Genomic DNA, 16,555 nt, shown 5'->3' on the forward strand with positions numbered 1-16,555 from the left:
CACTTGCCGGCGTGGTGACTGCGTTGCTTCCGGCCGCGGCGGAGGGCGGCCGGCCAGGGCCCGGACCCAAACACCGGGAAACAGGAGCCGCGAATGAGAGAAGAACAGTAAGTTCTGAAGATGTTCGTACTACTGGCTGGTGCAGCCAAGCCGCTGCGGCTTCGGCTGCACCAGCGTTGCCGGCTTCCCCCTTCTTCCTGTGCCCGTCCGGTGCAAGGGAAGGGGGCGACGCCGGGAGCCCCCCAGGAAACTCCCGGCGTCAGCTGCTGCCGCACGCGCCAAAGGTGCTGCCGCGCGTTTGCGGCAGCACCTTTGCGTTAGACGTCTGTTGGCTTAGAGCCGGCGGTCGTCTTCAAGGCCGTCGGCCTCGATCCGCTCCTTGCGGATGTCATCGCTGATCGTGACGTCGTCCTGGACCACGTCCTTTTCCAGGCGGACCCGCTCCACCGGAACTGTTTCCTTCTCCACGACGGGCCGCTCCTCATGGAGGGTCACTTCGTGCTCCTCCTCGCTGAGGTCCGGGCCGGAGAGCGCCGCGCCCCGGTTGGCATCCGTGATGGGCTCGCGCTCCAGGCGGACTTCCTCACGCTGCACGGGAACGGTTGTGGTGACGTTCTCCGTGGTGACGTACTTGCGCAGGCGGGCCCGGCCGGTGGTCTGCCGTTCAGTGCCGACGTGCAGCTGTTCTTCCGAACGCGTCATGGCGTCGTCGGTGTTGGGGCCCGACGTGTCGTGTCCGTCCGTGCGGCCAAGACCGGCCGTGGGGGTACCGGCGTTCAAATCCGCATCGCCCTGGAGGTCCACATCGTGGCGGGTATCCGCGTAGCTGCGGACTTCCCGGTTGTAGTGCGTGTACAGCCGGTCCTCTTCCTCCGGGGTGAGGTGGCCGTCCACTTCCACGCGGGGAGCGTCCTTGACGTGCTCCTTGGTATACGGAACCACAAGGTCATCGCCCTCGGTGCGGGCGCCCTCCACTGGAACGAAGGACTGCGAAGTGCCGAACAGCCCCGTCTTGGCCGTGACCCACGTGGGCTCGCCGGTGTCATCATCCGCGTACAGCTGGCCGATGCCGCCAATCTTCTCGCCGTCGGACCCAATGACATGGCCGTTGCGGGTGAGCAGGTCTTCAATGTTTTCCCTGTTGAGCATGACGTCTCCTTTGGATGTGTCGTTGCGTTGGGGGTGCCGGCAGTCGAGCTGCCGGCGTCGGGATCTTCCCTGGCGGCCGCCTCTGCCCCGGCTGCTTGAGGCTTCGCGCTGGCTGCCCCTCTACAGTAAGCATGCTTAGTACAAAAAGCAAAGCCTACTTAGTAAATTGCCTCCAAACCTCCGCCAATAGCCCGGGTCCGGGCTGCTGTTTACCCAACCTTTCCCTCCCCGCAATCCCTTTTCCTCCGCAATGTCAAGGCCGCGGGCCACGGTGGTGGGGTGAGGATCGCAATTGTCGCTGAATCATTCCTGCCCCTGATGAACGGGGTCACGCACTCCATCCTGCGGGTCCTGGAGCACCTCCAGGAACGCGGCGACGACGTACTGGTCATTGCGCCGGCGGGCCAGGACTGCGCGCCGGAGAGAGTCAATGGGGCGAGTGTCCACCGCCTGCCGGCAGTGCCGCTGGCAGGCTACACGAACGTCCGGGTGGCGATGGGCGGTGTGTACCGGGTCAAGCGAATCCTTGCCGACTACGCGCCGGACGTGGTCCACCTGGCCTCCCCGTTCATCCTGGGCTGGCGGGCCGCGCAGGCGGCGCACCAGCTGGGAATCCCCACTGTAGCCATCTACCAGACCGAGGTCCCCAGCTACGCGGCGAGGTACGGGGTCCCGTTCCTGGAGAACTGGGCCTGGAATCGGGTGGAGAACATCCATCTGCTGGCCACACGCACTCTCGCGCCGTCCACCTTCGCACTGAACCAGTTGCGCGGCCGCGGCATTCCGCGGGTGCACATGTGGCGGCGCGGCGTGGATACGGCAAGGTTCATGCCGGCCAAGCGCGACGACGTATGGCGGGCCGGGGTGGCTCCGGGCGGTGAGCGGATCATCGGCTACGTGGGCCGGCTGGCGGTGGAAAAACAGGTGGAGGACCTGGCAGCGCTGGCGGCCGTGCCGGACACTCGCCTGGTGATTGTGGGAGACGGCCCGCAGCGTGCCGCGCTGGAGGAATCCCTCCCGGATGCAGTCTTCACCGGCTTCCTGGGCGGTGAGCAGCTGGCCCGGGCCCTGGCCTCCTTCGACCTGTTCGTCCATCCGGGCGAATTCGAAACGTTTTGCCAGACCATCCAGGAGGCCATGGCCTCCGGTGTCCCGGTGGTGGCTACCGGCTGCGGCGGGCCGCTGGACCTGGTTGAAAACTCCCGGACCGGGTGGCTCTATGAACCCGGCGACCTTTCCGCGATGCGCGCGCATGTGGTGGATCTGATGGGCGACGACGCCAAACGCCGGGCCTTCGCGTCCGCAGCCCATGCCTCGGTCCAGGACCGGACGTGGCCTGCGTTGAGCGCCGAACTGGTCCGCCACTACACGGCCGCCATCTCGGAAGGCGCTCCTGCGGCCGGCCGCGTCAGCAGGCCGCAGCTTCCGGGCAGCCGGGCCGAAGCATTCCCGGGCAGCCGGGCAGGAGCACCACAGTGAAAGGCATCCCCATGAAGACCAATGCGCTCGATATTTCGGTGATCGGCTGCGGCTACCTCGGCGCCGTCCACGCCGCGACCCTGGCCTCCATGGGCCACAACGTGGTGGGCATCGACGTCGATGCAGCCAAGGTCGAACAGCTGGCCCGCGGGAATGCCCCGTTCCATGAACCCGGCCTGGATGAACTGCTGCAGGATGGCCGCGCCACGGGCCGCCTCAGATTCTCCACGGACCCGGCAGACGCCCGTGACGCCCAGGTACATTTCCTGTGCGTGGGGACGCCCCAGGACAAGACCTCCGATGCCGCCGACCTCAGCTTCCTCCTTTCCGCCACCGAAGCCCTGCTTCCGCATCTGTCCCAAGGCGCCGCCGTCGTGGGGAAATCCACCGTCCCTGTCGGCACGGTGGAAAGGCTCCGCGGTGTCCTGTCAGCCCGTCCTGACGTGCAGGTGGGGTGGAATCCTGAGTTCCTGCGGCAGGGAACGGCCGTGAAGGACTCCCTGGTGCCGGACCGCCTAGTGTACGGCGTTCCGGGCGGCCGGACCGGGGCCTTCAGCCCCGCCACCGGCACTGCACGGGGAGTCACAGCGACGCTGGATGCCGTGTACGAGCCCCTGCTCCGGGCCGGAATCCCCCGGCTGGTGTGCAACTTCGCCACGGCCGAACTCATCAAGTCCGCAGCCAACGCCTACCTGGCCACCAAGGTCAGCTTCATCAATGCCGTCTCTGAACTCTGCGACGCAGCCGGAGCAGATGTGGCGGAGCTGAGCGAGGCCATGGGGCTGGACCCAAGGATCGGCAACCGGTATCTGCACGCCGGGCTGGGCTTCGGCGGCGGCTGCCTGCCCAAGGACATCCGCAGCTTCCGCCAGCAGGCCGGTGACCTGGGCGTCTCCGCCGTGGAGGACTGGATGCGCCTGGTGGACTCGGTGAACCTTGACCAGCGGCAGCGGACTGTCGACCTGGCAGCGCAGATGTGCGGCGGACGCGTCTCCGGCCGGACCATCGCGGTGTTGGGCGCCTCGTTCAAGCCGGACACGGACGACATCCGCGATTCGCCGGCGCTGGACGTGGCCGACCGGCTCGCCGCGGCCGGCGCGCACGTAACCGTCACGGACCCGAAGGCCGTGAACAATGCGTGGCAGCGCTACCCGCGCCTGCGCTTCGAGAAGGGAACCGCCCGCGCCCTCGAGGATGCCGAACTGGTGCTGCTCCTGACCGAGTGGGGCGAGTACCGCAGGCTCTCCCCCGCTGATGCCGGGACATTGGTGCGGCGGCGCAGGGTCCTGGACGCCCGTAATGTCCTGGACGCCGCCGCCTGGCGGAATGCCGGCTGGACGGTTCGAGGGCTCGGGACCTCTCCCGCGGCAGCGCATCAGGAGAGCGAAGTACCCGGAACCAAGGGGGCACCGACGGCACGGCAGGCACCGGCCAGCCTCTCGTAGCCCCGGGAAGCACCCGAGGCGGCTATGTGGCTAACGTCGTGGTGTCCCGCTCCAGCAGTCCCAGCTCGGCAAAGGCGAGCGCCACGCCGTTGCCCGCCGGCCCAGCAGTGACGCGGTCCGCGACCGCCAGTACAGCCGGGTGGCCGCCTTCGACGGCAATGCCGGTCCCGGCGTACTCGAGCATTTCGATGTCGTTGGCGCTGTCGCCGATGGCCACGATGTCCGCGCGGTCCAACCCGAGGCGCGCTTCGATCACCCGGATGCCCACAGCTTTGTGCGTGCCGGCCATGAAGATTTCGCCGGCCCCGTCCCCCAGCGCGGACAGCGAACTGGGGATCAGGCCTACGCCCTTGCCCAGTGCATCCGTCAGTTCCCGCAGCGGCAGGGGCGCATCGAAGCAGGAGATTTTGGCGTAGGAGGCTTGGCGGAGGTCTCCGCCGTACTGCACAGGGGCCAGGATGTCCTCCAGCGGATCCGGCCGGCCGGCGTGGTGAGCGGTGACGTTTCCGGCAGCCGGAGCACCGCCTTCGGCCCTGGCCCGGGCGGCGAAGATGGGGCCCAGGACACGCCGGAGCCGCTGGTCCACGCCCTCCCTGCCGTACAGCGCCTCGGGCGCTTCGAGGATGTAGGCGACGTCGTGCCGGTCCAATAGATCCACGATGCGGGCCGCAAGGTCCTGCTCGAACCGGGTGTCCTTCAGGACCTCCCCGCCGAGTTCCACCCGCGCGCCGGCACCGGTGATGGTGCCATCGAACCCTGCCGCAAGGATATGGTCCGGAACCATGGACAGCGGCCGGCCGGTGCAGACGAAGACCAGGTGGCCAAGCCTTCGGGCGCTCCGCACGGCTTCCACATGGGCTTCAGGGGCCAGGCCGTGGTCCGCGTAGGTGCCGTCGATGTCGAGGAAAATGGCCCGGGCCGTCGGGGTGCTGGTCATGCCGTTCCTTAGGTTGGGGCGTCCAGGCGGGCCCGTCACCCGCGCCAGGCGAAAACCCAATCCTATCGACACAACCCCGGACCAGGCCGTATCCGCTCCGCCGGGCCTCCCGTCGAGCAGGCACAAGGAAATCCGGCAGCTGACACGCTTCACCCCGAAAATGACAGTCATCCCGTGATATTCGAAGTCTTGAAGTGAAGTAAGCACGCTGATTGAATGATGGAACCGGAAATGGGGGCACGGCACAACTTACTGATAAAGGAGTGACAACATGGGTATTCTCGGATTTCTCATTTTGGGCCTGATTGCCGGAGCCATTGCAAAGGCCATCCTCCCGGGCCGCCAGGGCGGGGGCTGGATCGTCACCATGGTCCTCGGCGTCGTGGGCGCTATCCTGGGCGGCTGGATCGGCTCGCTGATTTTCGGCGGCGGGCTGGCCGAGTTCTTCGACATCCGCACATGGCTGCTTGCTATCCTCGGTTCCATTGTCGTGCTTCTCGTGTACGGCGCCATTACCAACCGGAGCCACCGCAGGGTATAGCGACTCTTCCAGCAAAACGCCGTCCTCCTTCACAAAGGACGGCGTTTTTGTGTCCGGAAGACTTTATGATGGCCGAGGGGGTGGTCTGATGAACGGCCCGATAGAGGGGAAAGTCCTTACCGCGCAGGCGCTGGAAGCCGTGCTGGACATCAGCCCTGACGCGCTCCTGGTCGTCGCGGCTGACGGCACCGTCGCCGCCGCCAACGCCCCCGCCAGCCGGCTCTTCGGCATCCCGGAGGACAACCTGGCGGGCCTGGACCACCGCTCACTGCTCGCGGGTGACTTCCGGGAAGACATCCGTAAGCTCTTCCGCCGCCTCCTGGCACGTCCGGACCTGCACCCGGCACCGGTGCAGACGTACTGCCTGCACCGAACAGGCACAGAGTTCCCGGCCGAACTGACAGCTTCCTTCCTGCCGGGCGCCGGCCGGCAACGGTCCGATACGGGGCAGCTGCTCCTTTCCGTCCGGAGCACGGCCCACCATAGCTCCGCCGCCCCCCGGCGCGAGGCCATGGCCCTCCTGGCCGCAACCCTGGAATCCACAGCGGACGGAATCCTGGTGGTGGACTCCGACTGGAACATCACCGGATACAACGAAAAGTTCCTTGCCATGTGGGGCATACCCGAAGGGCTCCTTGAGGGCCCCCGGGACATCACCGAAAACCCGCAGACGGAGGTCATGCAGCTGGTTCTGGATCAGCTGCATGACCCGCTTCAGTTCATGGCCAGGCTTGGCGACCTGGAATCCAACCCCGCTGCGGAAAGCCACGACGTCCTGGAATTCAAGGACGGCCGGACCATCGAACGGTATTCGCGGCCGCACCGTTCAGGTGACGAGATTTTGGGACGGGTCTGGAGTTTCCAGGACATCACCCCGCGCCGCCAGGCGCAGGAACGGGCTAACCGGGCCATGGCGGACCTCGCGGCACAGACCGAGAAACTCCGTGGCATGGCGTTCCGCGATCCCCTCACCGGCCTGGCGAACCGGGCCGTGTTCAACGATGCCCTCGCGGAGGCTTTGAGATCCCCCCGGCTTAAATCCGTGGACGTCCTCCTCCTGGACCTGGACGACTTCAAGGAGGTCAACGACATCCTGGGCCACCAGGCGGGAGACGACATGCTCATCGAAGTGGCCCGCCGGCTCCGGGGCTGTGCGCCTACCGCTGACGTGGTGGCGCGGCTGGGCGGCGACGAATTCGTGGTTCTGCTGACGGCCTGCCCCAACGCGGACGAGATCGCCACATGCATGGTCCGTTGCCTGCGTGTCCCGCTGACCGTGGGCGGGACCGTTCTGCGTCCCAGCCTCAGCCTGGGGCTGGCATCCATGACCTCCGAGGACCAGCAGGCTCCGGAGCTGCTCCGCCGGGCGGACATCGCCATGTACGCGGCCAAGGCGGCGGGCAAGAACCGCTTCCTGAGGTTCCAGCCGGACATGATGACCGAACTGGTCCAGCGCACGGCCATGGAATCCGGCCTCCTCCGGGCAACCGAGCACGGCGAAATCTCCGTGGACTTCCAGCCGATCGTGTCCTGCCAGCGGGGCCAGGTGGTCACGTTCGAGGCGCTGGCACGGTGGGACCGCGACGGCGGCCGGGTTCCGCCGTCGGTCTTCATTCCGCTCGCTGAGCGCACCGGGCTGATCAGTGGAATCGGCACGGAGGTGACGGGCCGGGCCATGCTGCGCGTTGCCGGGTGGCTTGCCGGCGACCCGTCCCGGTCCCTCGCCGTCAACGTCTCAGGCGTGCAGCTGCAGGAGCACGACTTCGCCGAGCAGGTGCTCCGCCTGGCCGAGGCCAGCGGGGTTGCGCCCTACCAGCTGGTCATTGAAGTCACCGAGAGCGTATTTTTCGACGCCGACTGCAGCCTGGTCAAGCAGCTCAGCACCCTGCGGGAGGCGGGAGCGCGCGTCGCCCTGGACGATTTCGGGACCGGCTATTCCTCGCTCGGGCGGCTCCAGGAGCTGCCCGTGGACACGGTCAAGATCGACAAGTCCTTTGTGTCGATGATCCGCACTGGGCGCGAGCGGCTGCCCATCCTCAGTTCCATGATCAACATGGCGCACAGCCTGGGCCTGACCGTCACGGCCGAAGGGATCGAAACCATTGAGCAGGCCAACTACCTGGCGGCTCTGGAATGTGATTCGATGCAGGGCTACCTTTTTTCAAGACCCGAGCCGGGCCACCGCCTGCACGTTGCCCTGAGCCAAGCCGATGAGGTCCTCCGGGCCCTGAAGGAGCAGTAAGGATGGGTACGTTGGAGTCCGGAAAATACCAGGGAGGAGGATCCTGGCCCGCCGGCCGCGGCAGGGGCGGAATCCTGGTGCCGGCTGCCCTGACTGTTACGGCGCTGGCCGCGCTCGGAGTTTTCTTCGCAGCAAACAACGGGACTGCCCCGGCCATGGTCACGGGTGACTTCCTCATCCTTGCCGCATCATTGTTAGCCGGCGCAAGTTGTGCGAGGGCTGCCAGGCGGGGCGGCCCCAACGCCAGGGCATGGGCCCTTATGGCGGTGGCCGTTTTCTGGTGGGCAGCCGGCATGGCCGTATACGCCTACTACGGCCTCGCCTACAACCACGTCTACCCCTTCCCGTCGATCGCCGACGTTGGCTTCATCGGGTATTCGCTGCCTGCCGCCGCCGCACTTTTCGCGTTCAAGCGCCGGCCCGGAAACCCGGTGGCCCTGTTCCGGGCGGTGATGGATGCCGCCGTGATCGCGGGCTCAGTGCTGGTGGTCAGCTGGTACACCGCCCTCGGCCCTGCTTACAGCGCAGAGGGTGATCCGCTGGCGCGGTTCACCGGCATGGCCTACCCCGTGGTGGACCTGGTGATCACGTCGCTGGTCCTGGTCCTGGGAATGCGCCGCAGGGCGGGTGAGCGGCTGCCCTGGCTGTTTTTCGGCGGCGGGTTGGTGGCGCTTTCAGTCACGGACAGCATCTACACCCGTCTCACGTTCGACGGCGTCACGGGCACCACGGGCTCGCCCCTCGCTTTGGGCTGGATCGTTGCGTTCCTCCTGATCGCGCTGGCGCCCATGGCGCCTTATGTTGAGAACGCGCATTCGGGCCGACGGGGCTACACGCTGGCCCTGGAACTGCTGCCTTACACGCCGCTCCTGGTGGCCATACTCCTGTTTGCCGCACCCCACCTCCACGAGCTGGAGCCATTCCTGCTGGTGGTTTGCGCGGCCGTACTGGTGGCCGTGTTCGTCCGCCAGGTGCTGATCATCTTCGAAAACATCACCCTGACCACCGGACTGGAGGAGGAAGTCGCGGTGCGGACCACGGAACTCGAGGCCGCCCGGAAGGACGCCCTCGAATCAAGCCGCCTGAAATCGGAATTCCTGGCCACCATGAGCCATGAGATCCGCACCCCCATGAACGGCGTGGTGGGCCTGACCTCCCTCCTCCTGGAAACCCGGCTGGACCAGACCCAGAAGCAGTACGCGCAGGGTGTCAAGGGCGCCGGCGAAGCGCTGCTGGCCCTCATCAACGACATCCTGGACTTTTCCAAGCTGGAGGCGGGAAAGGTTGACCTCGACATCCGTCCCTTCGACCCGCGGGTACTCGTTGAGGAGGTGGCCGGCCTGCTGGCCGAACAGGCGCAGGCAAAGCGCCTGGAACTTATCGCCTACTGCGAGCCGGACGTCCCGGCCCGGCTGCTGGGGGATGCCGGAAGGATCCGGCAGGTCCTCCTGAACCTTGCGTCCAACGCCGTGAAGTTCACGGCGTCCGGAGAGGTTTCCCTCCGGGTGCGGTGCGAAACTACCGATGCCGCCGCCGGAACCAGCGCCGCCGTCTGTTTCGAAGTCCGCGATACCGGGATCGGCATCGAACCCGCCCAGCAAGCCCGGCTTTTCGAGCCTTTTTCCCAGGCGGACGCGTCCACCACGCGCCGCTACGGGGGCACGGGCCTGGGCCTTGCCATCTGCCGCCGGCTAACCCAGGCTATGGACGGTGAGATCGCCGTTGACAGCGCGCCGGACCAGGGCAGCACCTTCCGGTTCCGGCTGCCGTTGCCCGTGGCTCCCGTGTCCACCGATCCGATCCCCGCGGCAGGTTTCCTCAACGGCCTTCGGGTACTGGTGGTGGATGACAATGCCACGAACCGGCTGGTACTCGAATCGCAGCTGCGGGGCTGGGGGCTGGTGCCCGCCACCGTGCCGGATGCCGGATCGGCCCTTGCACGGGCAACGGAGGCGAGGGAGGCAGGCACCCCATTCGACCTTGCCGTGCTGGACCTCTGCATGCCGGACACGGACGGGCTGGAACTGGCCCGCGGGATAAAGGCAGACCCCGGGTTGGCAGGCATCGAGCTGATAATGCTCACCTCTACGATGCAGGTGGACGCCGGTGAAATTGCCGCCGCGGGCGTCCGTGAATGGCTGATGAAGCCGGTCCGCAGCTCAGAGTTCTATAACCGGCTGGTCCGTCTGATGTCCACGCGCGGCCCGGAGGTTCCCGCACCTGAAGCACCCACCGCGACGCAACAGGCCGCAGCGGGCACGCACCGCGGGCGCATCCTGGTGGTGGAGGATAACGAGGTTAACCAGTTGGTGGCCAGTGCCATGGCCGGCAGGCTGGGCTACATGGTGGATGTAGTGCCGGACGGCGCCCAGGCCGTCGCCGCCACCAAGTCCGCCAACTACGCTGCAGTACTCATGGACTGCCACATGCCGGTCCTGGACGGATTCGAGGCCACCCGGATAATCCGGGACCGCGGCGGCAGCGGCGCCGTGCTGCCCATCATCGCCATGACGGCCGGAGCACTGGACGGGGACAGAGAACGATGCCTGGCCGCCGGCATGGACGACTACCTTGCCAAGCCAGTCGACGCGGCAACCCTGGAGACGGTGCTGTCCCGCTGGATCCCCGAACCGCAGCCGCAGCCGCTGGCGGTCACCGGCGGCGGGCACACCGGCGTCGGAATCCCTCCCGCACTCGACCGGGACCGGCTTGCGATGCTGCGCAGCCTGGGCGGCAGGGACGGCCAGGATCTGTTCGCAGCCGCCGCGGCGGCTTTCCAGGACAGCGTTCCGGCCCGCCTGGCGGCGCTCCGGTCTGCCGTGCACGACGGCGGCGGGCCGGCCCTGGTGCAGGCCGCCCATGCCTTGAAGGGTTCGGCTGGCAACATCGGTGCAGGCGCTCTTGCGGCGCTCTGTTCGGAGCTCGAAGGGATGGGCCACAGCGGCAACCACGCAACTGCCGCGGCGCTCCTGCCCCGGCTGGAGGCCGAGCTGCAGCGGGTGAACGACGCCCTGGAGAAGGAGGCGGGTCAGTGAAAGTGCTGGTGGCAGACGACGATCCGGGGTCGCTGCTGGTGGCGCGCGCCGCCGTCGAACGCGCCGGACATGAATGCGTGGCAGCCGCTGACGGTGACGAGGCCTGGACGCTCTTCCTGGCCCACCGGCCGGATGCGGTGGTGACGGACCGGATGATGCCCGGCATGGACGGGCTGGCCCTCTGCCGGGCCATCCGGGCCAGCGAAACCGACCTGTACACGTACATCGTGCTGCTTACCTCCCAGGATTCGCAGCAGGACATGCTGGCCGGGCTCGAGGCGGGCGCGGACGACTACGTCCCCAAGCCGCTGGACCCGTTCGTGCTGCGCGCCCGGCTTCTGGTGGCATTGCGGGTGACCACCCTGCACGCCGATCTGGCCCACTACCGCAAAGTGCTCTCCCGGCAGGCCCGGACCGATCCGCTGACCGGGCTGAACAACCGCCTGAAGCTGTCTGAAGACCTGGAGCAGCTCCACGCCCGCAGCGCCCGGTACGGCGAGGAGTACAGCATAGCCATGTGCGACGTGGACAACTTCAAGAGCTACAACGATATCTACGGCCACCAGGCCGGCGACCTTGCCCTCCGGAGTGTGGCGGCGGCGCTTCTGGGCCAGGTGCGCAAAAGCGACGGCGTCTACCGGTTTGGGGGCGAGGAGTTCCTGCTGGTGCTGCCGCGCCAGGGCATCGCTGATGCGAGGGTGTTGCTGGAGCGGGCTCTGGAGGCTGTGCGGAAGCTCCGGATAGAGCATCACGGCGACCCCTCCGGCGGGCTGCGCGTCAGTGCCGGGATCTCGATGTTCGGCGCCGGGCACGCCGTGGACGCGGACACGCTCTTGGGCGAAGCGGACGCTGCGCTTTATGCGGCTAAGGCGGCAGGCAGGAACCGCGTGGAAGCGGCCTGGTAGCGCGCTGGCGCAGGCGGGTCAGGCGGCTTTCCTGGTGGCGGTCTTTTTGCTGCCGGTCTTTTTGCTGCCACTCTTTTTGGCCGGCCCGGAGGCCGGCGGGTTTTGGACGCGGGGCCCGGGACGCGGCTCCTCCGTGGCCGGAGTTTCTGCCGGGGCCTCCGCAGCGGGCGCTGCGGCGGCATCTTCGGCCTGCCGTGCCTGGAACGGTACGGCGTCCCGGTTGCGGTGCCAGCGCCGGACCAGGTCCATGACGGCCAGCGCCCCGGCGAGCGGGGTCAGCGCAGCCGACGCGTAAACGAACAGGAGCCACGTGAGGGTGGTCAACGGCGGCTGGTTATTGTGCAGCAGGGACAGCCCGCCGAGTAAGCCGACCGTCCAGTAAATGAGCACCGAGGCCAGTACCGCGGCAGCAGGAAAATACTGGTTCGTCACGATTTTTTTTAGGGTTTCCACGCACTTCCTCCTGCCTGGCCGGGGGACGGCTGAAGCCGTTCAAGACAAGTATGGGGCTGCCGTTTGACGAAACCCTGCAAGACGGCGTGGCGAGTGACGAACATAACGTGACGTCCCGTCGTCGGGCGTTTTATATAAGCCGTCCCGCTCTGGAGATCTGTCCCGGGGGTGGTGGCTAGGGGGCGGTCAGCTCTTCGCTCTTTTCCCACAGGCCCTGCGCCAGGCCGGCGTCGTACGCCTGGGGGTTGGCCTTGGCGATGGCGCGTTTGGCATAGTAGGCGCCCGAAACCCAGTCGGTGCCCGGGGTGCCGTTGATCAGCCAGAGCATGGTGTCCGCACCCTGGTCCGGGGTCAGCATGAAGCGGTTCAGGAGGGTCTTGTACGCGTGCCGGAACCAGCTGCTGGACTCCGCTGCGAAATTGGTGCGCACCACGCCCGGGTGGAACGCCGCAGTCGTAATTCCCTGGGCGTGGAAGCGCCGGTGCAGCTCCGACGTGAACAGGATGTTGGCCAGTTTTGCGGTCCCGTAGGCGCGGTTGGTGGAGTAGCTGTGCTCGGAGTTAAGGTCGAACAGGTCCAGTTTCCCGAACCCGTTGGCCATGCTCGCTGTGTTGATGACCTTGGCGTCGCTGGCAATAAGCGTGTCCATCAGCAGCGTGGTCAGCAGGAACGGGGCAAGGTGGTTGATCTGGAAGGTGGATTCATTGCCGTCCACGGTGAGCGCATGGGTGCCCATGATGCCGCCGGCGTTGTTGGCCAGGACGTCGATGCGCGGGTAGTCGGACTTCAGCCGGGCGGCAAGGTCGCGCACCTGGGCGAGCTCGGCGAAGTCGGCCACGAAGTAGTCGGAGTCCAGTTCCTTGGCGAGCGCGCGCGTCTTCTCCGCGGAACGGCCGACGACGACCACCCGCTCCCCTGCCCTGGCCAGCGTCCGCGCTGCTGCCGCGCCGATGCCGTCACTGGCGCCGGTGATCACAATGGTGCGTTGGGGCAAGGGGTGTCCTTTGGTTGGTGGTTTACGGCGCCGGTTTCCGGCACACAGAGGAAACAACGACGGCGGGGCGGCAGGTGTTCCCGTCCGCCGCCCAGGCTCTCCGAACCGAGCAGCGCCGCGTGCCGTTTTGAGGGTTCAAAACGGCACGCGGCGCTGCACGGCAGGGCGGGAGCGTCAGCCGGCCAGCCCGGCCAGCAGGAAGATCACCGCTGCGATGGCGAAGCCCATTACGCCGATGAGGGTCTCCATGACGGTCCAGGTCTTCAGCGTGGTCTTGACGTCCATGCCGAAGAAGCGGCCCACCAGCCAGAAGCCGGAGTCGTTGACGTGGGAGACCACCACGGAGCCGGCGGCAACTGCCAGGACCATGGCGGCCACCTGCATGCCGTTCAGCCCGGCCGCTGCCACGGCAGGGGCGATGAGGCCGGCGGTGGTGGTGAGGGCAACCGTTGCCGACCCCTGGGCGATGCGGAGGATGGAGGAGATCAGGAAGCCTGCCAGGATCAGCGGTATGCCCAGGTTGCCCAGGACGTCGGCGAGTGCCTGGCCGATGCCGGAGGTGCGCAGCACGCCGCCGAACATTCCGCCGGCGCCGGTGATCAGGATGACGGAGCAGACCGGGCCGAGCGAGGACTCGAGCAGCTTCTCCAGGGCACCGGCGTCCTTGCCGCGCTTGGCGCCGAGAACGAACAGGGCAACCAGGACAGCGATCAGGAGGGCAACCGGGGTTTCACCGAGGGTACGCAGCACCTGGTACCACTGCTCGTCCTTGACTCCTTCGGGCAGGACGCCGGAAGCAGCCAGGGTGTTCAGGCCGGTGTTCATGAAGATCAGGACCAGCGGCAGGAGCAGCAGGCCCACGATGGTGCGGAAGCGCGGCGGGTGGGATTCGGCTTCGGCGGAGGCGTGGCCCAGGATTTCCGGCACGGGCAGGACCAGCTTCTTGCCGGTGTACAGGCCGTAGAGATAGGCCGTGACGTACCAGGTGGGGATGGCAACGATGAGGCCCGCGATGGTGACCAGGCCGATGTTGGCGTCAAAGAATGCGGAGGCGGAGACGGGTCCCGGGTGCGGCGGCAGGAAGATGTGCATCACGGAGAACGCGCCGGCGGCGGGCAGGCCGTAGCGGAGCACTCCCCCGCCCAGGCGGAGGGCGACGGCGAAGACCACCGGCAGCATGACCACCAGGCCGGCGTCGAAGAAGATGGGGAAGCCGAAGATCAGCGAGGCGACGCCCAGCGCGAACGGTGCGCGCCTCTCGCCAAAGACTCCGATGAGGTAGTCGGCCAGGACCTTGGCGCCGCCGCTGGTTTCCACGATGCGGCCGAGCATGGCACCCAGGCCCACCAGGAGCGCCACGGTGCCGAGCGTGGTGCCGAAGCCGTTGATCAGCACCGGCACCACCTGGTTGGCCGGGATGCCGGTGGCGAAAGCCGTGGCGAGGCTGATCAGGATCAGGGCGATCAGGGCATGCACGCGCAGCTTGATGATCAGGAACAGCAGGGCGACGATCGCAGCTGCGGCGATGAGCAGCAGGGGGCCTGCTCCCAGCGTTTGGGTCCATCCTTCGATGGTCATGGTTCTCCTTTGAAACAGATTTTGTAGTGGGTGCCAGGTCAGGCGCGCGGCGCCTACAGGGCGGGAAGGTCCAGCGCCTCCACGACGGCAGCGGCCAACTCCTCCGGGGAGCGTGCAATATCGAGGCGAAGGCTGCCGGCGCGGAGTTCTTCTTCGGTCAGTGGCTCAAGGGTGGCGAGCTGGCTGGGAAGCAGCGCCGGCGGCATGAAGTGGCCTTCGCGGTCCTGCATGCGCCGGCTGATGAGGTCAGCGCCGCCCTGCAGGTGGAGGAACACGACGCGCCCTTCCGCCTCGGAGAGCAGCTGCCGGTAACTTTTCTTCAGCGCCGAACAGGTGAGGACGGTGCTGGCGCCGGCGCGGCCCTGGGCAGTCATCCAGTCACGGATTTCGGCCAGCCAGGGCCAGCGGTCGGCATCCTCGAGCGGAATGCCACGGCGCATCTTGTCGATGTTCCGCGGCGGGTGGAACTCGTCCGCCTCCGCACAGGTCCAGCCGAGCCGCTGCGAGAGCGCTGCCGCCAGGGTCGTTTTGCCGGACCCGGCCACGCCCATCACCACGAGGTGCGTGGGTTGCTGCTGCATGTCATACCTCCGGAGAAGACGTCGTTGGCTTTCGAAGAAGCTCGGTGCTGGCCCGCGCTGCAGCGGACTACGCCATAAGGTATCACCTTTTGATCGGATAGATACTATCTTTTCGTGTCATAAGTCATACCTTTCAGATTTTCGCTATCCTGAGAGGGCGCTGCGGCGCGGAAGAGAGAGCGGGAAGATGTCGACGGCGACGGAACAGGATGCGGATAACGCGCACGAGGGCGGGTCCTCACCTGCGATGCATGAGCGTGTTCTCGAGGCGGTGGGGATTGCGATCGCGTCCGCCGAACTGCCGCCGGGCAGCCGGCTGACCCTGGAGGGGTTGCAGCAGGAGTACGGGATCTCCCGCACTGTTGCCCGGGACACCATGAAGGTCCTGGAGTCCATGAACCTGGTCTACTCGCGCCGCCGGGTAGGAATCGTGGTGCAGGAGCGGCCGCTCTGGAACGTATTCGACCCCAAGCTGGTGCGCTGGCGGCTGGCGTCGAACCGCCGCGAGATGCAGTACAGCAGCCTGACCGAGCTGCGCATCGCCGTCGAACCCATTGCCGCGGCGGGCGCGGCCCGGCGGGCGACGTCCACCGAACGCCACCAGCTGCTGGCACTGGCCGCGGACCTGCGCCGGCTGGGCGAGGCCGGGGACCTCGAGGGGTTCCTAGCAGCCGATATCGCTTTCCACCAGCTGCTGTTGCGCAGCTGCGGCAACGAAATGTTCCAGGCGCTCGAGGGCATGGTCGCCGAAGTCCTGACCAGCCGCACGCAGCAGGGGCTCATGCCGTTCAAACCCCGGAGCGAGGCGCTGCAGGCACACGAGGACGTAGCCGCCGCCGTGGCGGCCGGCGACACCGTAGTGGCCGAACAGGCGATGCATCACATCCTCAACGAGGTGCGCGAGGCAATGGGGCTGCACTAACGCCCCCGCGCCGCACGCCCCGACGCGGCGGGCGCCGGAGTTCCAAGCCGGCGACAGGAAGAGCTTCTCCGGGTCGTCGGGGTCCAAGTCGCCGGCACACGCTCTTTTCTTACCGACACACGCTCTTTTCTTTATACCCCTAGGGGTATAAACTGGGGGCTAGCCGAGCTCAGGAGTTGCCATGCTTATCGAACGCATCTACGACGAAGACCTCGCCCAGGCCAGCTACTTCATCGGCTGCCAGGCCAACGGCACTGCCGTTGTTGTCGACGGCCGCCGCGACATCGCGGTCTA

Annotated in this window: 13 protein-coding genes; 7 read left to right on the forward strand and 6 right to left on the reverse strand. The window is 67.0% G+C overall.

What is annotated here, in order from left to right; translation table 11 throughout:
* Window positions 1-333: 333 nt before the first annotated feature.
* Window positions 334-1,149, reverse strand: a complete 816-nt coding sequence (locus tag ACIQCN_RS13210; RefSeq protein ID WP_400611297.1) for a DUF2382 domain-containing protein — start codon at window positions 1,147-1,149, stop codon at window positions 334-336.
* Window positions 1,150-1,428: 279 nt separating this feature from the next.
* Between ACIQCN_RS13210 and ACIQCN_RS13215 the strand changes: the two genes are divergently transcribed.
* Together ACIQCN_RS13215 and ACIQCN_RS13220 are read left to right on the forward strand one after the other, a co-directional pair.
* Window positions 1,429-2,628: a glycosyltransferase family 4 protein gene (locus tag ACIQCN_RS13215; RefSeq protein ID WP_400611298.1), complete on the forward strand. Its 1,200-nt coding sequence runs from the start codon at window positions 1,429-1,431 to the stop codon at window positions 2,626-2,628.
* Window positions 2,629-2,639: 11 nt separating this feature from the next.
* Window positions 2,640-4,073, forward strand: a complete 1,434-nt coding sequence (locus ACIQCN_RS13220; protein ID WP_400611312.1) for a UDP-glucose dehydrogenase family protein — start codon at window positions 2,640-2,642, stop codon at window positions 4,071-4,073.
* Window positions 4,074-4,095: 22 nt separating this feature from the next.
* On the opposite strand, the gene ACIQCN_RS13225 is transcribed toward ACIQCN_RS13220, so the two are convergent.
* Window positions 4,096-5,010: an HAD hydrolase family protein gene (locus ACIQCN_RS13225; RefSeq protein WP_400611299.1), complete on the reverse strand. Its 915-nt coding sequence runs from the start codon at window positions 5,008-5,010 to the stop codon at window positions 4,096-4,098.
* 271 nt (window positions 5,011-5,281) lie between these two features.
* On the opposite strand from ACIQCN_RS13225, the gene ACIQCN_RS13230 reads away from it, so the two are divergent.
* From ACIQCN_RS13230 to ACIQCN_RS13245, 4 genes are all read left to right on the forward strand, one after another.
* The gene (locus ACIQCN_RS13230; protein WP_400605705.1) at window positions 5,282-5,551 is read left to right on the forward strand and encodes a GlsB/YeaQ/YmgE family stress response membrane protein; all 270 of its coding nucleotides are present in this window, start codon (window positions 5,282-5,284) and stop codon (window positions 5,549-5,551) included.
* Between the two features lie 88 nt (window positions 5,552-5,639).
* Window positions 5,640-7,793: a putative bifunctional diguanylate cyclase/phosphodiesterase gene (locus tag ACIQCN_RS13235; RefSeq protein ID WP_400611300.1), complete on the forward strand. Its 2,154-nt coding sequence runs from the start codon at window positions 5,640-5,642 to the stop codon at window positions 7,791-7,793.
* Window positions 7,794-7,795: 2 nt separating this feature from the next.
* On the forward strand, window positions 7,796-10,828 hold the full coding sequence (locus tag ACIQCN_RS13240) for a response regulator (RefSeq protein WP_400611301.1): 3,033 nt from the start codon (window positions 7,796-7,798) through the stop codon (window positions 10,826-10,828).
* On the forward strand, window positions 10,825-11,733 hold the full coding sequence (locus ACIQCN_RS13245; protein WP_400605697.1) for a diguanylate cyclase: 909 nt from the start codon (window positions 10,825-10,827) through the stop codon (window positions 11,731-11,733). The genes ACIQCN_RS13240 and ACIQCN_RS13245 overlap by 4 nt, the downstream gene beginning before the upstream one ends.
* Window positions 11,734-11,751: 18 nt before the next feature.
* Here the strand turns inward: ACIQCN_RS13245 and ACIQCN_RS13250 are convergent, their stop codons facing one another.
* The 4 genes from ACIQCN_RS13250 to ACIQCN_RS13265 form a co-directional block, all read right to left on the reverse strand.
* The gene (locus ACIQCN_RS13250; RefSeq protein WP_400611302.1) at window positions 11,752-12,165 is read right to left on the reverse strand and encodes a hypothetical protein; all 414 of its coding nucleotides are present in this window, start codon (window positions 12,163-12,165) and stop codon (window positions 11,752-11,754) included.
* A gap of 196 nt (window positions 12,166-12,361) precedes the next feature.
* Complete coding sequence (locus ACIQCN_RS13255; RefSeq protein WP_400611303.1) at window positions 12,362-13,180, reverse strand: SDR family NAD(P)-dependent oxidoreductase; 819 nt, start codon at window positions 13,178-13,180, stop codon at window positions 12,362-12,364.
* 174 nt (window positions 13,181-13,354) lie between these two features.
* Window positions 13,355-14,758, reverse strand: a complete 1,404-nt coding sequence (locus ACIQCN_RS13260) for a GntP family permease (protein WP_400611304.1) — start codon at window positions 14,756-14,758, stop codon at window positions 13,355-13,357.
* Window positions 14,759-14,811: 53 nt separating this feature from the next.
* The gene (locus tag ACIQCN_RS13265; RefSeq protein ID WP_400611305.1) at window positions 14,812-15,339 is read right to left on the reverse strand and encodes a gluconokinase; all 528 of its coding nucleotides are present in this window, start codon (window positions 15,337-15,339) and stop codon (window positions 14,812-14,814) included.
* 187 nt (window positions 15,340-15,526) lie between these two features.
* Between ACIQCN_RS13265 and ACIQCN_RS13270 the strand changes: the two genes are divergently transcribed.
* Window positions 15,527-16,261: a FadR/GntR family transcriptional regulator gene (locus ACIQCN_RS13270; RefSeq protein ID WP_400611306.1), complete on the forward strand. Its 735-nt coding sequence runs from the start codon at window positions 15,527-15,529 to the stop codon at window positions 16,259-16,261.
* Window positions 16,262-16,555 lie beyond the last annotated feature (294 nt).

It is taken from the genome of Pseudarthrobacter sp. NPDC092424 (assembly GCF_044754925.1).
Classification (GTDB): Bacteria; Actinomycetota; Actinomycetes; order Actinomycetales; family Micrococcaceae; genus Arthrobacter.

Bases quoted from the DNA above. Each gene is read 5' to 3' on its own strand.
- ACIQCN_RS13230 (WP_400605705.1), top strand. From the start codon at position 5,282: ATGGGTATTCTCGGATTTCTCATTTTGGGCCTGATTGCCGGAGCCATT.
- ACIQCN_RS13225 (WP_400611299.1), bottom strand. From the start codon at position 5,010: ATGACCAGCACCCCGACGGCCCGGGCCATTTTCCTCGACATCGACGGC.
- ACIQCN_RS13260 (WP_400611304.1), bottom strand. From the start codon at position 14,758: ATGACCATCGAAGGATGGACCCAAACGCTGGGAGCAGGCCCCCTGCTG.
- ACIQCN_RS13270 (WP_400611306.1), top strand. From the start codon at position 15,527: ATGTCGACGGCGACGGAACAGGATGCGGATAACGCGCACGAGGGCGGG.
- ACIQCN_RS13265 (WP_400611305.1), bottom strand. From the start codon at position 15,339: ATGCAGCAGCAACCCACGCACCTCGTGGTGATGGGCGTGGCCGGGTCC.
- ACIQCN_RS13240 (WP_400611301.1), top strand. From the start codon at position 7,796: ATGGGTACGTTGGAGTCCGGAAAATACCAGGGAGGAGGATCCTGGCCC.
- ACIQCN_RS13210 (WP_400611297.1), bottom strand. From the start codon at position 1,149: ATGCTCAACAGGGAAAACATTGAAGACCTGCTCACCCGCAACGGCCAT.
- ACIQCN_RS13235 (WP_400611300.1), top strand. From the start codon at position 5,640: ATGAACGGCCCGATAGAGGGGAAAGTCCTTACCGCGCAGGCGCTGGAA.
- ACIQCN_RS13220 (WP_400611312.1), top strand. From the start codon at position 2,640: ATGAAGACCAATGCGCTCGATATTTCGGTGATCGGCTGCGGCTACCTC.